This window comes from Burkholderia sp. Bp8992 (assembly GCF_003853705.1).
In the GTDB taxonomy this organism is placed as follows: domain Bacteria; phylum Pseudomonadota; class Gammaproteobacteria; order Burkholderiales; family Burkholderiaceae; genus Burkholderia.
On sequence record NZ_QTQI01000019.1, the window covers coordinates 147,503 to 163,780 of the forward strand.

Sequence of the window (16,278 nt, forward strand, 5' to 3'; positions counted from 1 at the left end):
TGGCGTGCGCTGCCACCCCGTGTTGCCGAGTGCTCCCGAGCCGGGTGCTCCAGGAGTGCGTCAGGTCGCGCTCGATGCAGATTCACTGTCTCCGGTCGGTCGCCGGCGATAAAGCAACGTCACTTCCATCTGCTGTACGACCGTCCCGTCGTGTCGCACGAAGCGACGATTCATCTTGACGGTCCCTCGGTCCGGTTTGCTGGATTCCTTGCGCTCGACAACCGTCATTTCCGCATGCAGCGTGTCGCCATGCTTGACGGGCGCAAGCATGCGCCACTGGTCGACCTGAAGCAGCGCGAGCAACGTGCCGTCATTGACGCCGCTCGCATATTGCAGCCCCCCCATGATCCCGTAGATCAACGGACCATGCGCGATCGGCTCGCCGAACGGCGTCGTCTTGCAGTACTCCCAATTCGTGTGGACTTCGTTGAAATCGCCGGTCAGGCAGGCGAAATTCACGATGTCGGTCGACGTGATCGTGCGAGCCGGTGTTTGAATGACCTTGCCTATTTCGAAATCCTCCCAGTACAACCCTCGCCTGGTCGACATTGCCGATCTCCTTTGTGTGAATGAGTATCGCTGGCAATCAAGCAATCATCGTGCCTTCCCGATATCGTCAAAGGGCACGCGGGTCCGGCGCGGCCGGCGGCACACCATGTCGCGACGGGCAACACTGTGTCGCCGTCGCCGACACGCGGCACGCCACCCGCAAATGGATAGCTGCGCGCCGCGCCGTCCGAAGTGAAGAAGCGCTTGTGGCACGACGATTGCTGAAGCTGCGGGTGACAAGCCCGGTCCAGCCATGCGGGCCGTTATCGTTCACTTCCGGGAGAATTCTCCGTGCCTTTATCCGAGCCGAGCGGCCGTCGCGAACTCCATCACCGCGTGATCGATATGCGCACGTATGCGCGCGATGATGGTCTCTACGATGTCGAAGCACATCTCGTCGATACCAAACCGTTCGATTTCCAGCATTCGGGCCGAGCGGATCCGCTGCCGGCTGGCGCGCCGCTGCATGACCTCCGGGTCCGCGTCACCGTCGACGATCAATACGTGATTCATCGCATAGAGGCAGCATCGGACGCGACGCCGTTCGCGTTGTGCAAGGAAGCCGAAACGACTTTGAACGTGCTCGTCGGGCAGCGTATCGGCAAGGGGTGGTCGTCCGTCGTCAAAGACAACCTGCGGGGACCGGCGAGCTGCACGCATCTGAGGGAAGTACTGATTCCGCTCGCGACGACCATGATGCAGGGGGTTCGCGGGGTGACCGGCGCGCCGAGCCAGTTCGTCGACGCGAACGGCAAACCGACCATCCTGAACAGTTGCTATGCGTATGCGGATCATCGCGATGTCGTAAAGCAGCGGTGGCCTCAGCACTTCCGATCGACGACGCGGTCCACCGCCGACTGATGCATACCGTGGTCCCGCCGGAGACCGCGCCGACCGTCCCTCACGTCCCCTTCATCAGCACCGTAACCATCATGGGCTGCACTCCGCATCTGCCACAACGCAACCGCACGACAAGCGGCACGCATGACCGCAGGCTGACAATCACGCTCTGGCTGGTCGCGGCCGGGTTCTTCATGCAGACGCTCGATACCACGATCGTCAATACGGCACTACCGGGGATGGCGCGCAGCCTCGGCGAAGCGCCACTCCATATGCAATCGGTGGTCGTCGCCTACTCGCTCACGATGGCGCTGATGATTCCGGTTTCCGGATTTCTGGCTGATCGACTCGGCACGCGCCGGGTATTTCTTTCCGCCATCGTCGTCTTCACGCTCGGATCGCTGTTATGCGCGAATGCGCAAGCGCTTGGGCAACTGGTCCTGTTCCGTGTCGTGCAGGGTATAGGTGGGGCGATGCTGTTGCCGATCGGTCGGCTCGCCGTTATTCGATCGTTTCCGCCCGAGCGCTACCTGCCGGCCCTCACGTTCGTTGCGATTCCTGGCCTGGTCGGACCGCTGATTGGTCCGATGCTCGGAGGCTGGCTCACCGAATCCGCATCATGGCACTGGGTATTTCTGATCAACGTGCCGATCGGCGCGCTCGGGTGCGCGGCGACGGCGATCTACATGCCCGGAGAACCGTTGCCTGGGTCCGCTCGATTCGACTTCCTCGGTTATCTGATGCTCGCGATCCCGATGCTGTCGATCACGCTTGCGCTCGACGGAATTGCGGAATTCGGGCTGACCCGTCGCGCAGTGATCGGCCTCGTCGCGCTGACATTCGCCGGCATCGTCATGTACTGCGTCCATGCGACCCGCGTCCCGGACCCTCTGTTTTCGCTGAAATTGTTTGACATCCGCACGTTCAGGATCGGTTTGCTGGGCAATCTGCTCACGAGACTTGGCGGTGGAGCCATGCCGTATCTGCTGCCGTTGCTGCTCCAGGTAAGCCTCGGCTACTCTCCTTTTCACGCCGGCATGATGATGCTACCCGTTGCGGCCGCCGGAATGGCGGTGAGGCCTCTGGCCGTTCGTTTGATCACGGCTTGCGGCTATCGCACGGTTCTACTGGTCAATACGCTCGCAATCGGTTTGACGATCTCGAGCTTCGCGTTGATATCGCCGCCGCAGCCGCCGTGGCTCCAGGTCACGCAGTTTGCGTTGTTCGGCGCCGTCAATGCGTTGCAGTTCACCGCGATGAATGCGATCACGCTGAGGGACCTCGGAACGGCAGGCGCGAGCAGCGGCAACAGTCTCTTCTCTCTCGCGCAGATGCTATCGATGAGTCTCGGCGTGACGATTGCCGGTACGTTGCTCGACCAGTTCATGGAGACGTTTGGCCGCCACACGCATTCCCAGACGCTGACGGCCTTTCACGCGACGTTTGCGTGCATCGGCATCATCACCGCGTCGTCGGCACTGGTCTTCGCACGGTTGACGCCTGAAGCAGGTGTGATGACCGTTCGCAGCAGCCCTGCCAAGGAGGGGTGACCGAACACGAAGATTTGGAGCGCCCCCCCGGATCGCGCGGCCTTTGACAAAAAAGGGGGCTCGTGGCCCCCGAAAGTGAAACGGGACATCGCCGTCGTTGCTTAGCCGTCGCGTCCGACACCGCCGCCGCCCGCGTCGAGCGCCGGGGCGTCACCGATTGAAGCGTCGCCGCGAAACGCGTCGGCAATCGGCACCGGCAGCGCGTCGATGACCTGCCCGCCCGGCATCCGGACTTTGCGATCGAACAGTCGTCGGCCGGTGAAATGCGGATCCGTGACCGCCTGCTCGAGTGGGACAACACGCACGGTACATGTGTCGGTCCCCGCGAAACGTTCGAGCCATGTCTCGGCAGTCTGGCCGGCGATCAGCTCCGCCACCCGCTGTGTGACGCCAGGTTCGTCACCATTCTTCGTCGCCAGTTCCGACGCGCCAATCACTTCGGTGAAGTTTTTCCAGAATTTCTCTTCCAGCGGTGCGGCGGCAAGATACTGGCCGTCGAGCGTTCTGTAAATCTGATACCGTGCGGTGCCGCCCGTCACCAGCTCGCCACCCGGCGTGGGCCAACCGTTGCCCGTCGTGCCGTTGCCCAGCGCCCAATACATGAACGTGAACAGGTTGTCGGCCATCGAGATGTCCAGCCGGCAGCCCTTTCCGGTCGCGTCACGCTGCTTCAGCGCCAGCAGGATATTGATGACCGCGGGGTACGCACCGCCGCCGATGTCGGCAATCAATGCCGGCGGCAACACAGGCGCACCGTCCGGACCACAGGACAGCGCAAGCATCCCGGTTTCCGCGAGATAGTTGAGGTCATGAGCAGCGACGCCTGCCTTCGGTCCGCTTTGGCCGTAGCCGGTGATCGAGCAGTAGACGACGCGCGGATTTCGCTCCGCCACTTCCTGGTAACCGAGACCGAGACGCGCCATGACGCCCGGTCGAAACTGCTCGACCAGCACATCCGCATCGTCGATCAGTGCGAGGACCGCGTCTCGACCGGCGGGGCTCTTCAGATCGAGCGCCACCGACCGCTTGCCACGGTTCAGCATACCGAAGTTGACGCTGTCGGTCCCCGCCTTCGGCACGTACGAACGCATTTCGTCGCCGCCGGCGGGCCTTTCGACCTTGACGACGTCCGCCCCCGCTTCGGCCAGCAGCAACGTGCATAGCGGGCCGGGCAACAGCGTGCTCAAATCGACGACCTTGACACCCTGCAGAGGCTGATTCATCGCTCGCCGCCTTCCATTCGCCGATATGCGACCTGGGCCCGCCGTGCGGGCGCATATGCACTGTCGCCCAGTGCTTCATAAAGCGCCTGCGTCACACGATAGTGATGACTCAGACCGGTACGCTCGAGCAGCGCGATCGGCCCCTCCGGATACCCGAGCCCGAGACGCAGCGTCGTGTCGAGATCGGACGCGGTGGCCAGCTTCTCGTCGAGACGGCGCAGCGCAGCGTTGTAATACGGCCGCACGAGCCGATCGACGATTCGGCCCGGAAAGTCGCCGCAAACAGCGACGACGAAGCCGGCGTCCTCGAACACCTGCTTCGCCTGCGCGAGCGCCGATTCGTCGGTTTGAGCCGGCTTGACGAGCTCGATCAGCCGGCTCGGCTCGGCATCGCCCAGTCGAAAGCGCGCGAAGCCGAACACGTTCGGTGCTGCGTTGCCGCGCTGATCGGCCGACGCAGAATCACCGGTATGAACCGCGAGGCACTCGTGACCCAGCTCCACCAGAACGAAAGGCGCATCTGCGGGGTTCCAGCCGCCCCCTATGTCGCGCACGAATGCCGTCCCGGCCCTCGAGTCGATGTAAACGCGCGCCGCCGCGTCATCGCGCGCCGCTTCGACGAATGCGTGGCCGCCCTGAAATGAACGGCTCTCGCCGTTCTGGATAATGCGATAGCTCATCGTCATGCTCCGAACATCTTCGTGTCGTTGTACGTGTGGAAGCCTTGCCCCGTCTTCTTGCCGAGGCGGCCCGCCGCGATCATCCGTCTGACGAGCGGCGGACATGCGGCGCGCGCTTCGTGCGTGAGCCCGTACATCGCTTCGCAAAGCAGGCGCTGCGTATCCAGGCCGACCAGGTCGAGCAACTCGAGCGGGCCCATCGGATAGCCGAGCGCGGTCTTGATTGCCTTGTCGATGTCGGCCGGCTCCGCCACGCCCTGCTCGACGAGCCGGATCGCGTCGTTGTTGAACGGTATCAGGAAGTAGTTGAGGATGAAGCCGGGCGTGTCCTGAGTCCGGACCGGACGCTGACCCAGCGCTTCCGCAAACGCCCATGCGCGCTCGAACGACTCGTCACTCGTGTTCAGCCCGGGCGACATTTCGATCAGTTTCATCAGTTGGGCCGGCAAGCAGAAATGCATGCCCACGAAGCGATCGGGCCGGCCCGATCCGCCCGCGATCTCGGTGATCGAGATCGTCGATGTATTCGATGCGAACAGCGTATGTGCCGGGCACACCTTGTCCAGCGCACTGAATAGCTGATGCTTGACGGCCAGATCCTCGAACACGGCCTCGATCACGACGTCGCAATCGGCGAGGTCGTCGAGTTTCGTCGTCCCGTGCCAGCGAGACATGATCTCCGGCACCGCGTCGGCGGGAAGCTTGCCGCGCTCCGCCGACTTCCTTAGAAAGCCTTCGGTCTGGCCGCGTGCGCGCTCCAGCGCCTCCTGCCGCGCGTCATACACGCGCGTCACGAAGCCCGCCCGGGCCGCGACGATCGCGATACCCGTGCCCATCGTTCCGCCACCCGCGATTCCGACTGTCTTGATTTGCGCCATGCGCGTCTCCTATTTGAGAATGAAGCTGCGGCCGATCAGCTGACGGTGAACCTGATTGGTTCCCTCCCAGATCTGCGTGATCTTCGCGTCGCGCATCAGCCGTTCGACGCGATAATCCGAGCAATATCCGTAGCCGCCGAGCAGTTGGACTGCATCCGTCGTGATACGCATCGCTGCATCCGATGCACGCATCTTCAGCATCGATGCTTCGATCCCGAAATCCGTTTCGCCGGCGTCGATCATCCCGGCAACCTGCCAAAGCCACGATTCACACAGCGCGAGTTCCGACGCGAGGTCCGCCAGCATGAATTGAACGCCCTGGAACTCGATCACTTTGCGGCCGGATTGCTTGCGCTCGTTGATATACGCGGCGGCATCCTCGAATGCACCGCGCGCAATACCGAGCGCGTGCGCAGCCACGCTGGGCCGGGATCGGTTCAACGAACCCAGCAGAATTCGCAATCCGTCTCCGGGTTCTCCAATCAGATTCGCCCGGGGTACACGGCAGTTGTCGAACGACAGCGTCGCCGTCCCCGACGCGCGCGTGCCCATCTTGTCTTCCAGGCCGATCACGCTGAGGCCAGGCGTCCCCTTCTCGAGAATCAGCACCGAGATCGCGCGCTTCGGATCGTCGATGCCGTCCCACTTGCCGAACAGCAGATACAGGTCCGCAACATCCCCGTTTGTAATGAACGTCTTGCCGCCATTGATCACGATCTCGCCGCCATCCTCGCGGAACGTCGTCCGCATGCCGGTCGCGTCGGAGCCGGCACCCGGCTCGGTAATCGCCAACGATGCGAGCGCGCCGCCCGCAACTGCCGGCAGAAAGCGCTGCTTTTGCGCTTCGCTGCCATACTCGATCAGCGGCTTGATCGCGTGGAAATTCGTTGCCCAGATAATGCCGGTCGCTGCACACGCCTTCGCGATCTCGCGCACGCAGAGCGCATAGCATGTGAACGACAACTGCGCACCGCCGTACGCTTCCGGGATGAACATGGCATTCAGGCCCAGTTCATTGATCGCGTCGATGTTCTGCTGCGGAAACGTCCCGGTACGGTCGTACTCGGCCGCGTGAGGCGCAATCCGATCTCGAGCGAGCGCGCGCACGCTGTCCACGATCATGCGCTCGTCGTCGCTCAGGCGAATGTGAGAATCGATTCTCTCCAGTATGTTCATTCCATGTTCCGATTCGATTGATAACCATCGACGCACCGATATCGGCGACGGCAGTCCACCAGCCGTGGGCGCGCCCTCGTTTATATCCGCGTCAAGCGTCCTTGAATACCGGTGAGCGCTTTTCGATGAAGGCGCGCATGCCTTCGGCCGCGTCTTGCGTGCGGTATGCGAGCGTCGACAAATCCGCTTCGATACGCAGCCCTTCGCCGAGATCGACGTCAGCGGCACGGCACACGGCTTCGCGCGCCAACAGCGACGCACACGTGCTGAAGCCGATATAGCGCTGCGCATACTCGGCCCCGAGCGCCCGCGGATCGCCGTCCTCGACGATGCAGTTCACGAGACCGATACGCTCCGCCTCCTCTGCACCGACGGTTCTCCCGGACATGACGATGTCGAGCGCCCGCGCGTGGCCCACGAGGCGAGGGAGGCGTTGCGTGCCGCCGTAACCGGGAATCAGGCCGAGTTTGATTTCCGGCAAGCCGACCTTCGCCTTTGCCGTGGCAATGCGGAACGTACACGCCATTGCAAGCTCCAGACCACCGCCGAACGCATAGCCATGAATGACGGCGATCGACGGAATGCGCAAACGGTCGAGCTTCGCGAACGTCGCCTGGCCGAACAATGCGCCGTCCCGCTCCGCGACAAGATCCCGGCCCATCAATTCGCGAATGTCCGCGCCCGCGCAAAATGCCTTGTCGCCGTGGCCGGTGATCACCAGCGCGCGCGCATCCGACGCGGACACTCGATCGAGCGCATCGGAAAATTCCTGCAGGACTTCGAAACTCAGTGCGTTGAGTGCCTCCGGCCGGTTCAGCGTGATATACGCAATCGGACCTTCGACACTGGTTTGAATCGGCATGCCATTCTCCTGACTACATTCGGAAGGCGACATTTCGCCCGTCCACCATGAATAAGCAAACATCGCGCCAACACCGGAATCTCCCTATATCGACACTTGCAGCGCAGCGAGTGTCCGCACAAAAGACAGTGTGTTGCCCGCCGCGACAACTGCAGGCCGACCGGTATGACTGCCGGCATGCAGCCACGATGCAGCGGCGGCATGACCGTTCCCACCTACTCAGCCCCAGCGCCCTCGATCGAGCGAAGATCGTCCGATGATTTGGCTTGTCTCCGGCTTCTGGTCGCGCGCCACGCGAAGAACAATTGCGCCACCAGCAACACGACGCAGATGCCCATGAACCCCGCGCTGATCGGACGTTCGAAAAACACGAGCGCGTCACCGCGGGACAGCAGTAGCGATCGCCGAAAATTCTCTTCCACCATCGGGCCCAGCACGTATCCAAGCAGAATGGTCGAGACGGGAAACTCCAGTGCCAGCAGCACGGCGCCTATCAGGCCGAATACCAAAACCTCGCCCACTTCGAACAGGCTGTTGTTCGTGCTGTAGACGCCCACGGCGATAAAGAACAGCGCCGCCGGATACATGTACCGATACGGCACCTGAAGCACCTTCACCCAGATGCCAATCATCGGCACGTTCAGAATCAGCAACAGAACGTTGCCGATCCAGAAACTCGCGATCAAACCCCAGAACAGATCGGCATGCTCCGTGATCAATTGCGGTCCCGGCTGATATCCCTGGATCAACAACGCACCTAGCAGCAGTGCCATCACCGCATCTCCCGGGATACCGAGGCTCATCGTCGGAATGAAATCGACCTGGGTCTTCGAATGCGTCGACGCTTCGGGGCTCGCCACGCCCTCGATCGCGCCATGGCCGAACCGGCCCGGCGTTTTTGACACCTTGCGTTCGAGCGCGTACGCGATGAACGTCGTAATTGTCGGGCCGGTACCCGGGATCGCACCGAACAGTGTGCCCACGAGCGTGCCGCGCACCATCGGCATGAACGAACGCTTCAGTTCCGCCCGCGATGGCCGCATGTCGCGCAGACGTACTTTCGCGTTCGTGCCGACGAAATGCACGCGGTTGACGTTACGGAGAAAATCCGCCACGCCGAACAGCCCCATTGCCAGTGCAACGAGTTCGAGATGGTTGGACAGGTCGACCAGACCGAACGTGAATCGTTCGACCCCGGTGTTGACATCCGTTCCGACGATGCCGAACAAGAGGCCGAGCGTCGTCATCGCGATCCCCTTGAGCGCGGAGCCGCGAGCCATCGTCGATCCGGCGATCAACCCGAGCAGCATGATCGAGAATATCTCGGCCGGCCCGAATTCGAACGCGACTTTCACCAGCAGCGGAGACGCGACGATCATCACGACGATGCCGACCGAGGCGGCGAAAAATGACGAGATCATCGTTATGCCGAGCGCAGTGCCGCCCTTTCCCTGCTGCGTCAGCGGATAGCCGTCGATGCACGTCACCGCGTGCGGAGGATGAGACGGCAGATTCAGCAGAATCGCGCCGATTGCGCCGCCGTACTGGGATCCGTAAAAGATGCCGGCCAGCATCAGCAATGCCGGCACGGCATGCATCGTGTAGGTCAACGGCAACAGCATCGCGATCGTCGATAGCGCGCCCATGCCGGGGAGCACGCCGATCAGATTTCCGACCAGCACTCCGAAGAACGACCACATCAGGTTTTGCGGCAGCATCGCGACCGAAAAGCCGTACCAGAGATCATGAAGCGTTTGCCAGATCATGCGCCACCCCACGTGAATAGCGGAAGTTGTACATTGAGCGCCCATCCGAATACGACGACGCCGACGACAACCATCGCAAGTGCAAGCACGGTCGCAGAACGCCACGAATTGTTCCGGTCACCGAGCGCTGAAATGAAAACAGTCGAGAAAGTCGCCGCAACCAGCCCCAGATATTTGGCGAATACAACGAACGCGACGAGGCCTGCGCAAATGAGCACCCATGCTTTCCACTCCAGCCGGCGTCCCCTGCGTCGTTCATCGGGACCGCCCTTCATCCCCTTGATACCGATCGCAATACCGGTCAGCGCGAGAACCACACCGAGCACCAGCGGAAAATAACCGGGCCCCATGCGCGTCAATGTACCGACGCTGTAGGAAATGGAATCGACGGCAACCCATAGCCCGAGACACGTCATCAGCAAGCCGCCCCAAACGTCCTTGTTCAAGCCACGTGCGTGCGCCATGCCGCCCCCCTGTCTGCCTCGTGACCGATTCGGCGAACTTCTCCGTGTCGCCCGGGATACTGTTCGCATGCGCGGGCTGTATCCGCGACGCATGAGCGGTGAAATGAAGATGTCGATGTCATGTCTCCTCCATCGGATGTATATGAATGGTTCCGAGGCTCGATCGCAGTCACGCAAATCGCGCGCCACCGTGTCAATGACACGGACTGCCGATAGGGATTACACGATGCCATCCTCTTTCAGTTGTCGAAGTGTGTCAGCTTCAATGTCGAGCCACGCACGCAGCACGTCCTGGCTGTCCTCGCCGAGCCGAGGTGGCGGCTTGCGAAACGTATGTGAGTTCCCGTCGACATGGATGCCCAGTCCCACCTGCGGAATCTGCGCGTCACCGCGGGGAACCGCATAGAAGAATCCGCGGCGACGCAGTTCGGGATCTGCTGCCACTTCGTCGATCCGATTGATCGGACCAGCCGGGATACGGGCATCTCGGAAGATGTCGAGCCAGTGATCGCGACGCTTCGTGCCGATGATGGACTGGATCTTTTCGACGATCTCGTCACGCAAACGACGCCGGTCGCTGTTGCTCGTGTAGCTGGCAGCCTGTCCGAATTCGGGCTCACCTACCGCGCGCCAGAATCGCGTCCAGATCCCATCATTGCCCAGACCGATCGTGAGCGGCGCGTCGGCAGCCTGAAAAACCTGGTAGACGGCGATGACGCTGTCTCGCCCCCCCGAACGGCGCGGCACCTCCCCGGAGCCGAGATAAGGCACGATTCGCGGCGTCATGAAGCGGGTCATGCTCTCGATCATCGAGATGTCAATACAATGTCCGTGTCCGGTACGATTGCGATCGACGAGCGCTGCGAGCACCGCGAGTGCCGCATCGCTGCCGGCCAGCAGGTCCGCAGCGGGCGTACCGATTTTTTGTGGGCCTTCATCCGCCTCGCCGGTCAGATCCATCACACCGCTATAGCCTTCGGCGATCAGGTCGTAGCACGGCATGTCGCTGCGTTCGCCATCGAGACCGAAACCCGACACCGAAGCATGGATAAGCCGCGAGTTGACCTGTCGGAGACTCGCGTAGTCGATACCCAGCTTGCGTTGAATTGGCGAGGTCCTGTTGACAACCACGACATCGGCGCTTGCAACCATCCGTTTGAGCAACTCGAGTCCCTGGGGTTTGCTGTAATCCAGCGTGAGGCTGTGCTTGTTGCGGTTCACGCTGAGATACCAGAGCGACTCGCCATCAAGAAACGGGGGTCCCCAAGCGCGCACGTCGTCACCTTTGCCAGGCGGCTCGATCTTGACGACCGTCGCCCCGAAATCCGCGAGCAGCAGCGTGGCGTACGGTCCTGCAACGGACGAAGTGAGGTCCAGCACGCGCACCCCGTCAAGTAGTTTCAAAGGGGTTTTCTCGCAGAGAGTGGGCAATGGGTCGAATGCGTTCATGTTTTTTGTCAGGAAATTGGTAGCAGCAGCATTCGCACGGCAAGTCCCGTGCCATACGGGCGCTGATCGTCTTCCCAAACACGTTTGCCAGATAACCGCCCCGTGCGGCTAGCAAGCGCACACCTCGACTCGCATGCGTGTCGTTGGCATGGTCAGCATGTCGACGAAACGCATGGACATGTCGTCGGGGCAGACACCGCCGCCGATGCTCGCTGAAAATCTCGTTGAGCCGCGACGTCGACAACGGCATCACGCGAGCTTTTTTATCGAATAAAACGCGTTCTACCGTGCAGATGGTTCGGAACACCTGACATGCGGCGGCGAAATGGAGTTTCGCCGTCGGTATGGGTGCGATGGCGAACAGCGCGAAATACACGCCAGTTCATGCGGCGGCGGGCATCGTTGGCTTCGCGGATTGACGATCAGTGGAAGGGGCGCGGAAACGCTACTTGTGCATTGCGAATCCGCCAACTGCTGGCTCAAGGGTATCCGTCTGCGGCGAAATGTGATACCGATCCGGTCGTGCGATCTTGCCGTGCACATGGTTCAGACGCGCGCTCGCTGCGAAACGATTTCGACCGTGCATAGCTTTGCACGCAGCCGGAGCGGACCACATCACCACAAACGTGCGTGGCATGGAATCTGCGTCGCCGAACGTCCCTCCAGCGCTTGGCGTGCCGGTCGCGGATTCGCGAAGCCGTCGAGTGTCGAGATATGTGACATCCAACTAAAACCCGCCATGAACACATTCGATCGCAAACCGTCGTCTCAACGCCTTGTTGAAGCCAATCCCGACGCCATGTCGCACTACAGAAAGATGCGCGGCCAACTGTTTCCGCCTGAGAATGTCGACGAAGCAACCTGCGAAATCATGCTCGCGATGCAATTGGCGGTATTGGGCCGCGAGATCCCTTTCAAGGTTCATGCATTGCGCGCGTTGTCGCGCGGCGTGACCAAAGTGCAGCTCGAAGGTTTGCTGCTGTGCGGAATGGGGGTGTCGCTGGTTGCATTCGAAGCGGCCCAGGCCCTGATCTGGCTGGACGAGGCCTGCGCCGAAGCTGATACTCCCCAGCCCGCTCAGACCTGACGAACGCGCGGTCCCTTCTCGGTACGAGATGCTCATATGCCATCGGGGTCGACCGCAGAACGGCCGCGGCGGCTTCCGTGAACGCGCCCGCTATGAAGCGACCGTCCATGCCGAAAAGACTTCCGGTGACGTAGCACGTACGGATGGAGTGAAATGGTCGTTGCGGCGCCGCCAGATCACATGCGCGTGAACAGGCTCCCTATCTGCCGCATGCTTTCTGCCTCTTCGAGCTTCATGATCAGGTATGGTCAGGTCCGACAACGACTCGGCAATCTCGTCGCCAAACGTACTCCCCACCAGATCACGATACTTGTTTTCGATATCGGCATGGGCCCCGTCGCGCCGGTATGGACAAGCGTCAGCGACTCAGAGCCAAGAATCATGTGTTCGTCACCGGCACCGGTTACAATCCAAGCGGTTGAAGTTCGCGGACAAGATCGATCAATAAGCGCAGGCCAGTCGGCATCTGACGTCTGCTCGAATAGTAAATGTAGAAACCCGGTTCCGAAGGCGCCCAGTCGTTCAGCACGAGACGCAGCCGCCCCTCCCTGACATACGTCGCGACGAACGGTTCGGGAAAATACATCAGCCCAGCTCCGCCGAGTACTGCGACGAGTCCGGTTTCAGCATGATCGACCGTCAACGACGACGGTACCGCCACTTCGAGCTTCTCATCGCCGCGTTTGAATTCCCATCGGTAAATTCGATCGTCGCCAAGGCGATTGCTAATGCAACGATGCTCGAGCAGATCATTGGGGTGATTTGGGATACCGAAGCGGCCAAGATAATCGGGTGCCCCTGCAACGACCCAACGTATATTGGCCGAAAGGCGCTGCGCGATCATGTCCTCCGGAACCGTTCCGCCGTAGCGAATACCCGCGTCAAAGCCCCCCTCCGTCACGTCGACCAAACGGTTGCTCGCGACGATATCCAGTTCCACGTCAGGATAGCGCTCGACAAATGTCGGCAGCACCGGTGCCAACAGCAACGTCGAAGCCTCGACGGCCGCATTGACCCGAATGCGGCCTGTAGGCGCATCCCGGAAGCGATTCAGGGTCTCCAGAGCCGTGTCGATCGCCTCGAAAGGCATGCCGATCGACGCCGCCAACGCATCTCCCGCAGCGGTCAGCGTGACGCTCTTCGTCGTACGGTTTAGTAGACGGACGCCCAGTCTAGCTTCGAGCCCCTTCAGGGCATGACTCAGTGTCGAGGCGCTTACTCCGAGCTCTATCGCCGCACGACTAAAGCTCCTTTGTCGAGCAATAGCCAGGAAATAGATCAGATCAGCCATATCAGATCGATTTATTTGCATGTCAAGAATTCCGGTTAAATATCTCTCTGATTTCGCGAGCATTTCGCTCAATGAACCGCACCACGCAAGAACCCCTTCGACCTCGCCCTACTGTCGCTTGCCGCAGCGTAGCCTAGGCTCGCCATGGTCTCGTAGTTTACGCGGTGAATTCTGGCGGCGCTGCCGACAAATCGCGCGTTAGCGGTACTGCTGTCACGGTTCACGGAAACGCCGAACGCCAACAGCCGAATCCTAAATGACTCCAGCCGCGTCATCGAAGCGTTGAGGACCGGGAAGCAATCTGGACTGCAAGTGGCGTTCGACGACGAGGTGCCGCCTAATCCGCTGACGCACGCGCGTCAGCGGTCGCGCCAGCGCGAATGCCGGCGGAAATGAAAGTCACCAGATGCTCGGCCTTGCGCTTCAGGGCGCCGGCCTTGACCTTGCCGCCCGAGATACGCTCGATGCGGCTGTCAAACGCACTCATCACCAACGCGCCCACTGCGAACAAGTAGGCCCAGTGCGCATAGTTGGCGCTATGGCCCGGCAGCGTCTTCCTGATTGCGCTGATGAATTCCGCCGCGAAAGGATCGAAATATTCAGCAACGATGCCGCGCTCGGCCTCGCGCGGATCGGAAGCTTCGCGCGCAACAAGTTTGGCATACGCAAGTCCGGACTCGGTATTCTGGATCTGCATCACCGGGAGCACGAATGCGCGCACGATATGCTCGAGGGGGTCTTCCCCCGCGGCGACCGGTTCACGAAGCAAAGCCAACCGGGTGTCGAGCACCGTCTTGCGGCGCTCGAACAGCGCGCGGTACAGGCCCATCTTGGTCTCAAAGTGATACACGATCAACGGCAGGCCAACGTCTGCCGCCGACGCAATATCCCGCATCGAAACGCCATCGAAACCGCCTTCGGCAAACAGCCGCTCCGCCACGTCGAGCACCCGCTCGCGCTTGCTCGTCTCGACCGTCTGTTGCGCTCCCTTCCCCCCCCGTACACCGGTCGCCTTTCCCGTGACTTCCTTCGCCTGCATGGTGTCTCCGCTGTCCTGTGGCTCGATTGCCGCGAATGCCAATCCGTTCATTACGCGACGTCAGTTTACACCAACACGATACTGACTGTACGATCGTACAGTCCACATAACGTGAACGCTGCCATGCGGCGTCGGTGGTAAGTCCCCCAAACCAGGAGCAACCGCACATGACACGACGCTTCGTCGATCTTTCGATCTATCTGGAAAACGACGTCATTTCCGATCCACCGGGTTACGGCCCCACGATCCAGTATCTGACGCACCGGAATACGGCCAAAGCCGTGACGGCCTTCTTTCCCGGACTGCAGGAAACCGACCTGCCGGACAAGAAAGGCTGGGCCATTGAACACATCCAGTTGAGCACACACAACGGGACGCATCTGGATGCGCCCTATCACTTCCACAGCACGATGAACGATTCGAAGGGCGAGCGGGAGCGTTCGACAACCATCGACGAAGTCCCGCTCGACTGGTGTTTCCAGCCCGGCGTGAAGCTCGATTTCACCGGTTTCGACGATGGCTACGTCGTGACCGCTACCGACGTCGAAGCCGAGCTTGTGCGCATCGGGCACGAACTCAAGCCGCTTGAAATCGTCGTCGTCAACACGCGTGCAGGCAAGCGCTACGGACAACCCGACTATGTTTCCTCGGGTTGCGGCATGGGCTTCGACGCGACCATGTACCTGCTCGAGCGAGGGGTTCGCCTGACGGGCACCGACGCGTGGAGCTGGGACGCGCCGTTCGTCCATACCGCGAAAAAATATGCCGAAACGCGTGATGCATCGCTGATCTGGGAAGGACACAAGGCCGGCCGCAAGATCGGCTATTGCCACCTGGAGAAACTCCACAATCTCGAGGTGCTGCCACCTCACGGCTTCTTCATCTCGTGCTTCCCGCACAAAATCCGGGGCGGCTCCGCCGGCTGGACTCGCGCAGTCGCGATCTTCGACGACGCCCTCAATGCAACAGCTTGCGACCCGCATCGAACCGCATAGGCAAGGAGCCTCGATGGAACTGAATCACACACACGACGTCACTCAACGCAGTTGGCTGGAAACGGCCAACGTGGCGGGGACCGACTTTCCGTTGCAGAATTTGCCACTCAGCGTGTTTCGCCGCAGGGGCGTCGGCGAAACCTGGCGCGGCGGGATCGCGATCGGCGACCAGATCGTCGACCTCGCTGCGTTACAGCAGGCGGGCTGCATGGACGGCCTGGCACTCGAGGCCGTGCGAGCGGCCACGGCAACCACACTGAATGCACTGCTCGATATGGGGCCGCCTGCGTGGCAGGCACTGCGCCACGCACTCTTCGAACTGCTTCGGGCCGGCAGTCCGCATGAGCCGAACGTACGGAAGACGCTGGTATCACAAGCGGAAGCCGAGTATGCCGTCCCCGTGCGTATCGGCGACTACACCGACTTCTA

At 61.3% G+C, this 16,278-nt stretch carries 15 protein-coding genes and 1 pseudogene; 5 read left to right on the forward strand and 11 right to left on the reverse strand.

The genetic code is table 11. The features are described 5' to 3' along the window. Positions 1–60: 60 nt before the first annotated feature. Positions 61–531 carry a MaoC/PaaZ C-terminal domain-containing protein gene (locus DIE03_RS25815; protein ID WP_230948499.1) on the reverse strand — a complete coding sequence of 157 codons (471 nt, stop codon included), beginning with the start codon at positions 529–531 and terminating at the stop codon, positions 61–63. 309 nt (positions 532–840) lie between these two features. Between DIE03_RS25815 and DIE03_RS25820 the strand changes: the two genes are divergently transcribed. Further along, a complete protein-coding gene (locus tag DIE03_RS25820) occupies positions 841–1,410 on the forward strand; it encodes a DUF2889 domain-containing protein (RefSeq protein WP_124455153.1) in 570 nt (189 codons plus the stop codon). A gap of 71 nt (positions 1,411–1,481) precedes the next feature. Then, entirely contained in the window at positions 1,482–2,939 is a 1,458-nt protein-coding gene (gene mdtD / locus DIE03_RS25825; RefSeq protein ID WP_111442768.1) for a multidrug transporter subunit MdtD, read from the forward strand. A 101-nt stretch (positions 2,940–3,040) separates the two neighbouring features. On the opposite strand, the gene DIE03_RS25830 is transcribed toward mdtD, so the two are convergent. The 8 genes from DIE03_RS25830 to DIE03_RS25865 form a co-directional block, all read right to left on the reverse strand. Next, positions 3,041–4,162 (reverse strand): CaiB/BaiF CoA-transferase family protein, encoded by a 1,122-nt coding sequence (locus DIE03_RS25830; protein WP_059623698.1) that lies wholly within the window; start codon positions 4,160–4,162, stop codon positions 3,041–3,043. Further along, entirely contained in the window at positions 4,159–4,947 is a 789-nt protein-coding gene (locus tag DIE03_RS25835; protein WP_244113375.1) for a 3-hydroxyacyl-CoA dehydrogenase family protein, read from the reverse strand. The genes DIE03_RS25830 and DIE03_RS25835 overlap by 4 nt, the downstream gene beginning before the upstream one ends. Then, positions 4,845–5,720 carry a 3-hydroxyacyl-CoA dehydrogenase family protein gene (locus DIE03_RS25840; protein WP_059623696.1) on the reverse strand — a complete coding sequence of 292 codons (876 nt, stop codon included), beginning with the start codon at positions 5,718–5,720 and terminating at the stop codon, positions 4,845–4,847. The genes DIE03_RS25835 and DIE03_RS25840 overlap by 103 nt, the downstream gene beginning before the upstream one ends. Before the next feature lie 9 nt (positions 5,721–5,729). Beyond that, entirely contained in the window at positions 5,730–6,932 is a 1,203-nt protein-coding gene (locus tag DIE03_RS25845; protein WP_260434951.1) for an acyl-CoA dehydrogenase family protein, read from the reverse strand. Between the two features lie 55 nt (positions 6,933–6,987). Continuing rightward, positions 6,988–7,758, reverse strand: coding sequence for an enoyl-CoA hydratase/isomerase family protein (locus DIE03_RS25850; protein ID WP_111442758.1), 771 nt, complete (start codon positions 7,756–7,758; stop codon positions 6,988–6,990). 215 nt (positions 7,759–7,973) lie between these two features. Continuing rightward, positions 7,974–9,524, reverse strand: coding sequence for a tripartite tricarboxylate transporter permease (locus DIE03_RS25855; protein WP_111442767.1), 1,551 nt, complete (start codon positions 9,522–9,524; stop codon positions 7,974–7,976). After that, positions 9,521–9,970, reverse strand: a complete 450-nt coding sequence (locus DIE03_RS25860; RefSeq protein WP_260434952.1) for a tripartite tricarboxylate transporter TctB family protein — start codon at positions 9,968–9,970, stop codon at positions 9,521–9,523. The genes DIE03_RS25855 and DIE03_RS25860 overlap by 4 nt, the downstream gene beginning before the upstream one ends. Positions 9,971–10,207: 237 nt before the next feature. Continuing rightward, positions 10,208–11,437: a CaiB/BaiF CoA-transferase family protein gene (locus DIE03_RS25865; protein ID WP_059623686.1), complete on the reverse strand. Its 1,230-nt coding sequence runs from the start codon at positions 11,435–11,437 to the stop codon at positions 10,208–10,210. A 739-nt stretch (positions 11,438–12,176) separates the two neighbouring features. Between DIE03_RS25865 and DIE03_RS25870 the strand changes: the two genes are divergently transcribed. Next, positions 12,177–12,524, forward strand: a complete 348-nt coding sequence (locus tag DIE03_RS25870) for a carboxymuconolactone decarboxylase family protein (RefSeq protein WP_124455155.1) — start codon at positions 12,177–12,179, stop codon at positions 12,522–12,524. A 403-nt stretch (positions 12,525–12,927) separates the two neighbouring features. On the opposite strand, the gene DIE03_RS25875 is transcribed toward DIE03_RS25870, so the two are convergent. Together DIE03_RS25875 and DIE03_RS25880 are read right to left on the reverse strand one after the other, a co-directional pair. Continuing rightward, positions 12,928–13,815 carry a LysR family transcriptional regulator gene (locus tag DIE03_RS25875; RefSeq protein WP_230948493.1) on the reverse strand — a complete coding sequence of 296 codons (888 nt, stop codon included), beginning with the start codon at positions 13,813–13,815 and terminating at the stop codon, positions 12,928–12,930. 337 nt (positions 13,816–14,152) lie between these two features. Further along, complete coding sequence (locus DIE03_RS25880; RefSeq protein ID WP_059623764.1) at positions 14,153–14,854, reverse strand: TetR/AcrR family transcriptional regulator; 702 nt, start codon at positions 14,852–14,854, stop codon at positions 14,153–14,155. A 167-nt stretch (positions 14,855–15,021) separates the two neighbouring features. Here DIE03_RS25880 and DIE03_RS25885 point away from each other — a divergent pair, with 167 nt between their 5' ends. Then, positions 15,022–15,849 carry a cyclase family protein gene (locus DIE03_RS25885; protein WP_124455156.1) on the forward strand — a complete coding sequence of 276 codons (828 nt, stop codon included), beginning with the start codon at positions 15,022–15,024 and terminating at the stop codon, positions 15,847–15,849. A 13-nt stretch (positions 15,850–15,862) separates the two neighbouring features. Continuing rightward, positions 15,863–16,278: pseudogene (locus DIE03_RS25890) on the forward strand (fumarylacetoacetase); the annotation flags it as partial.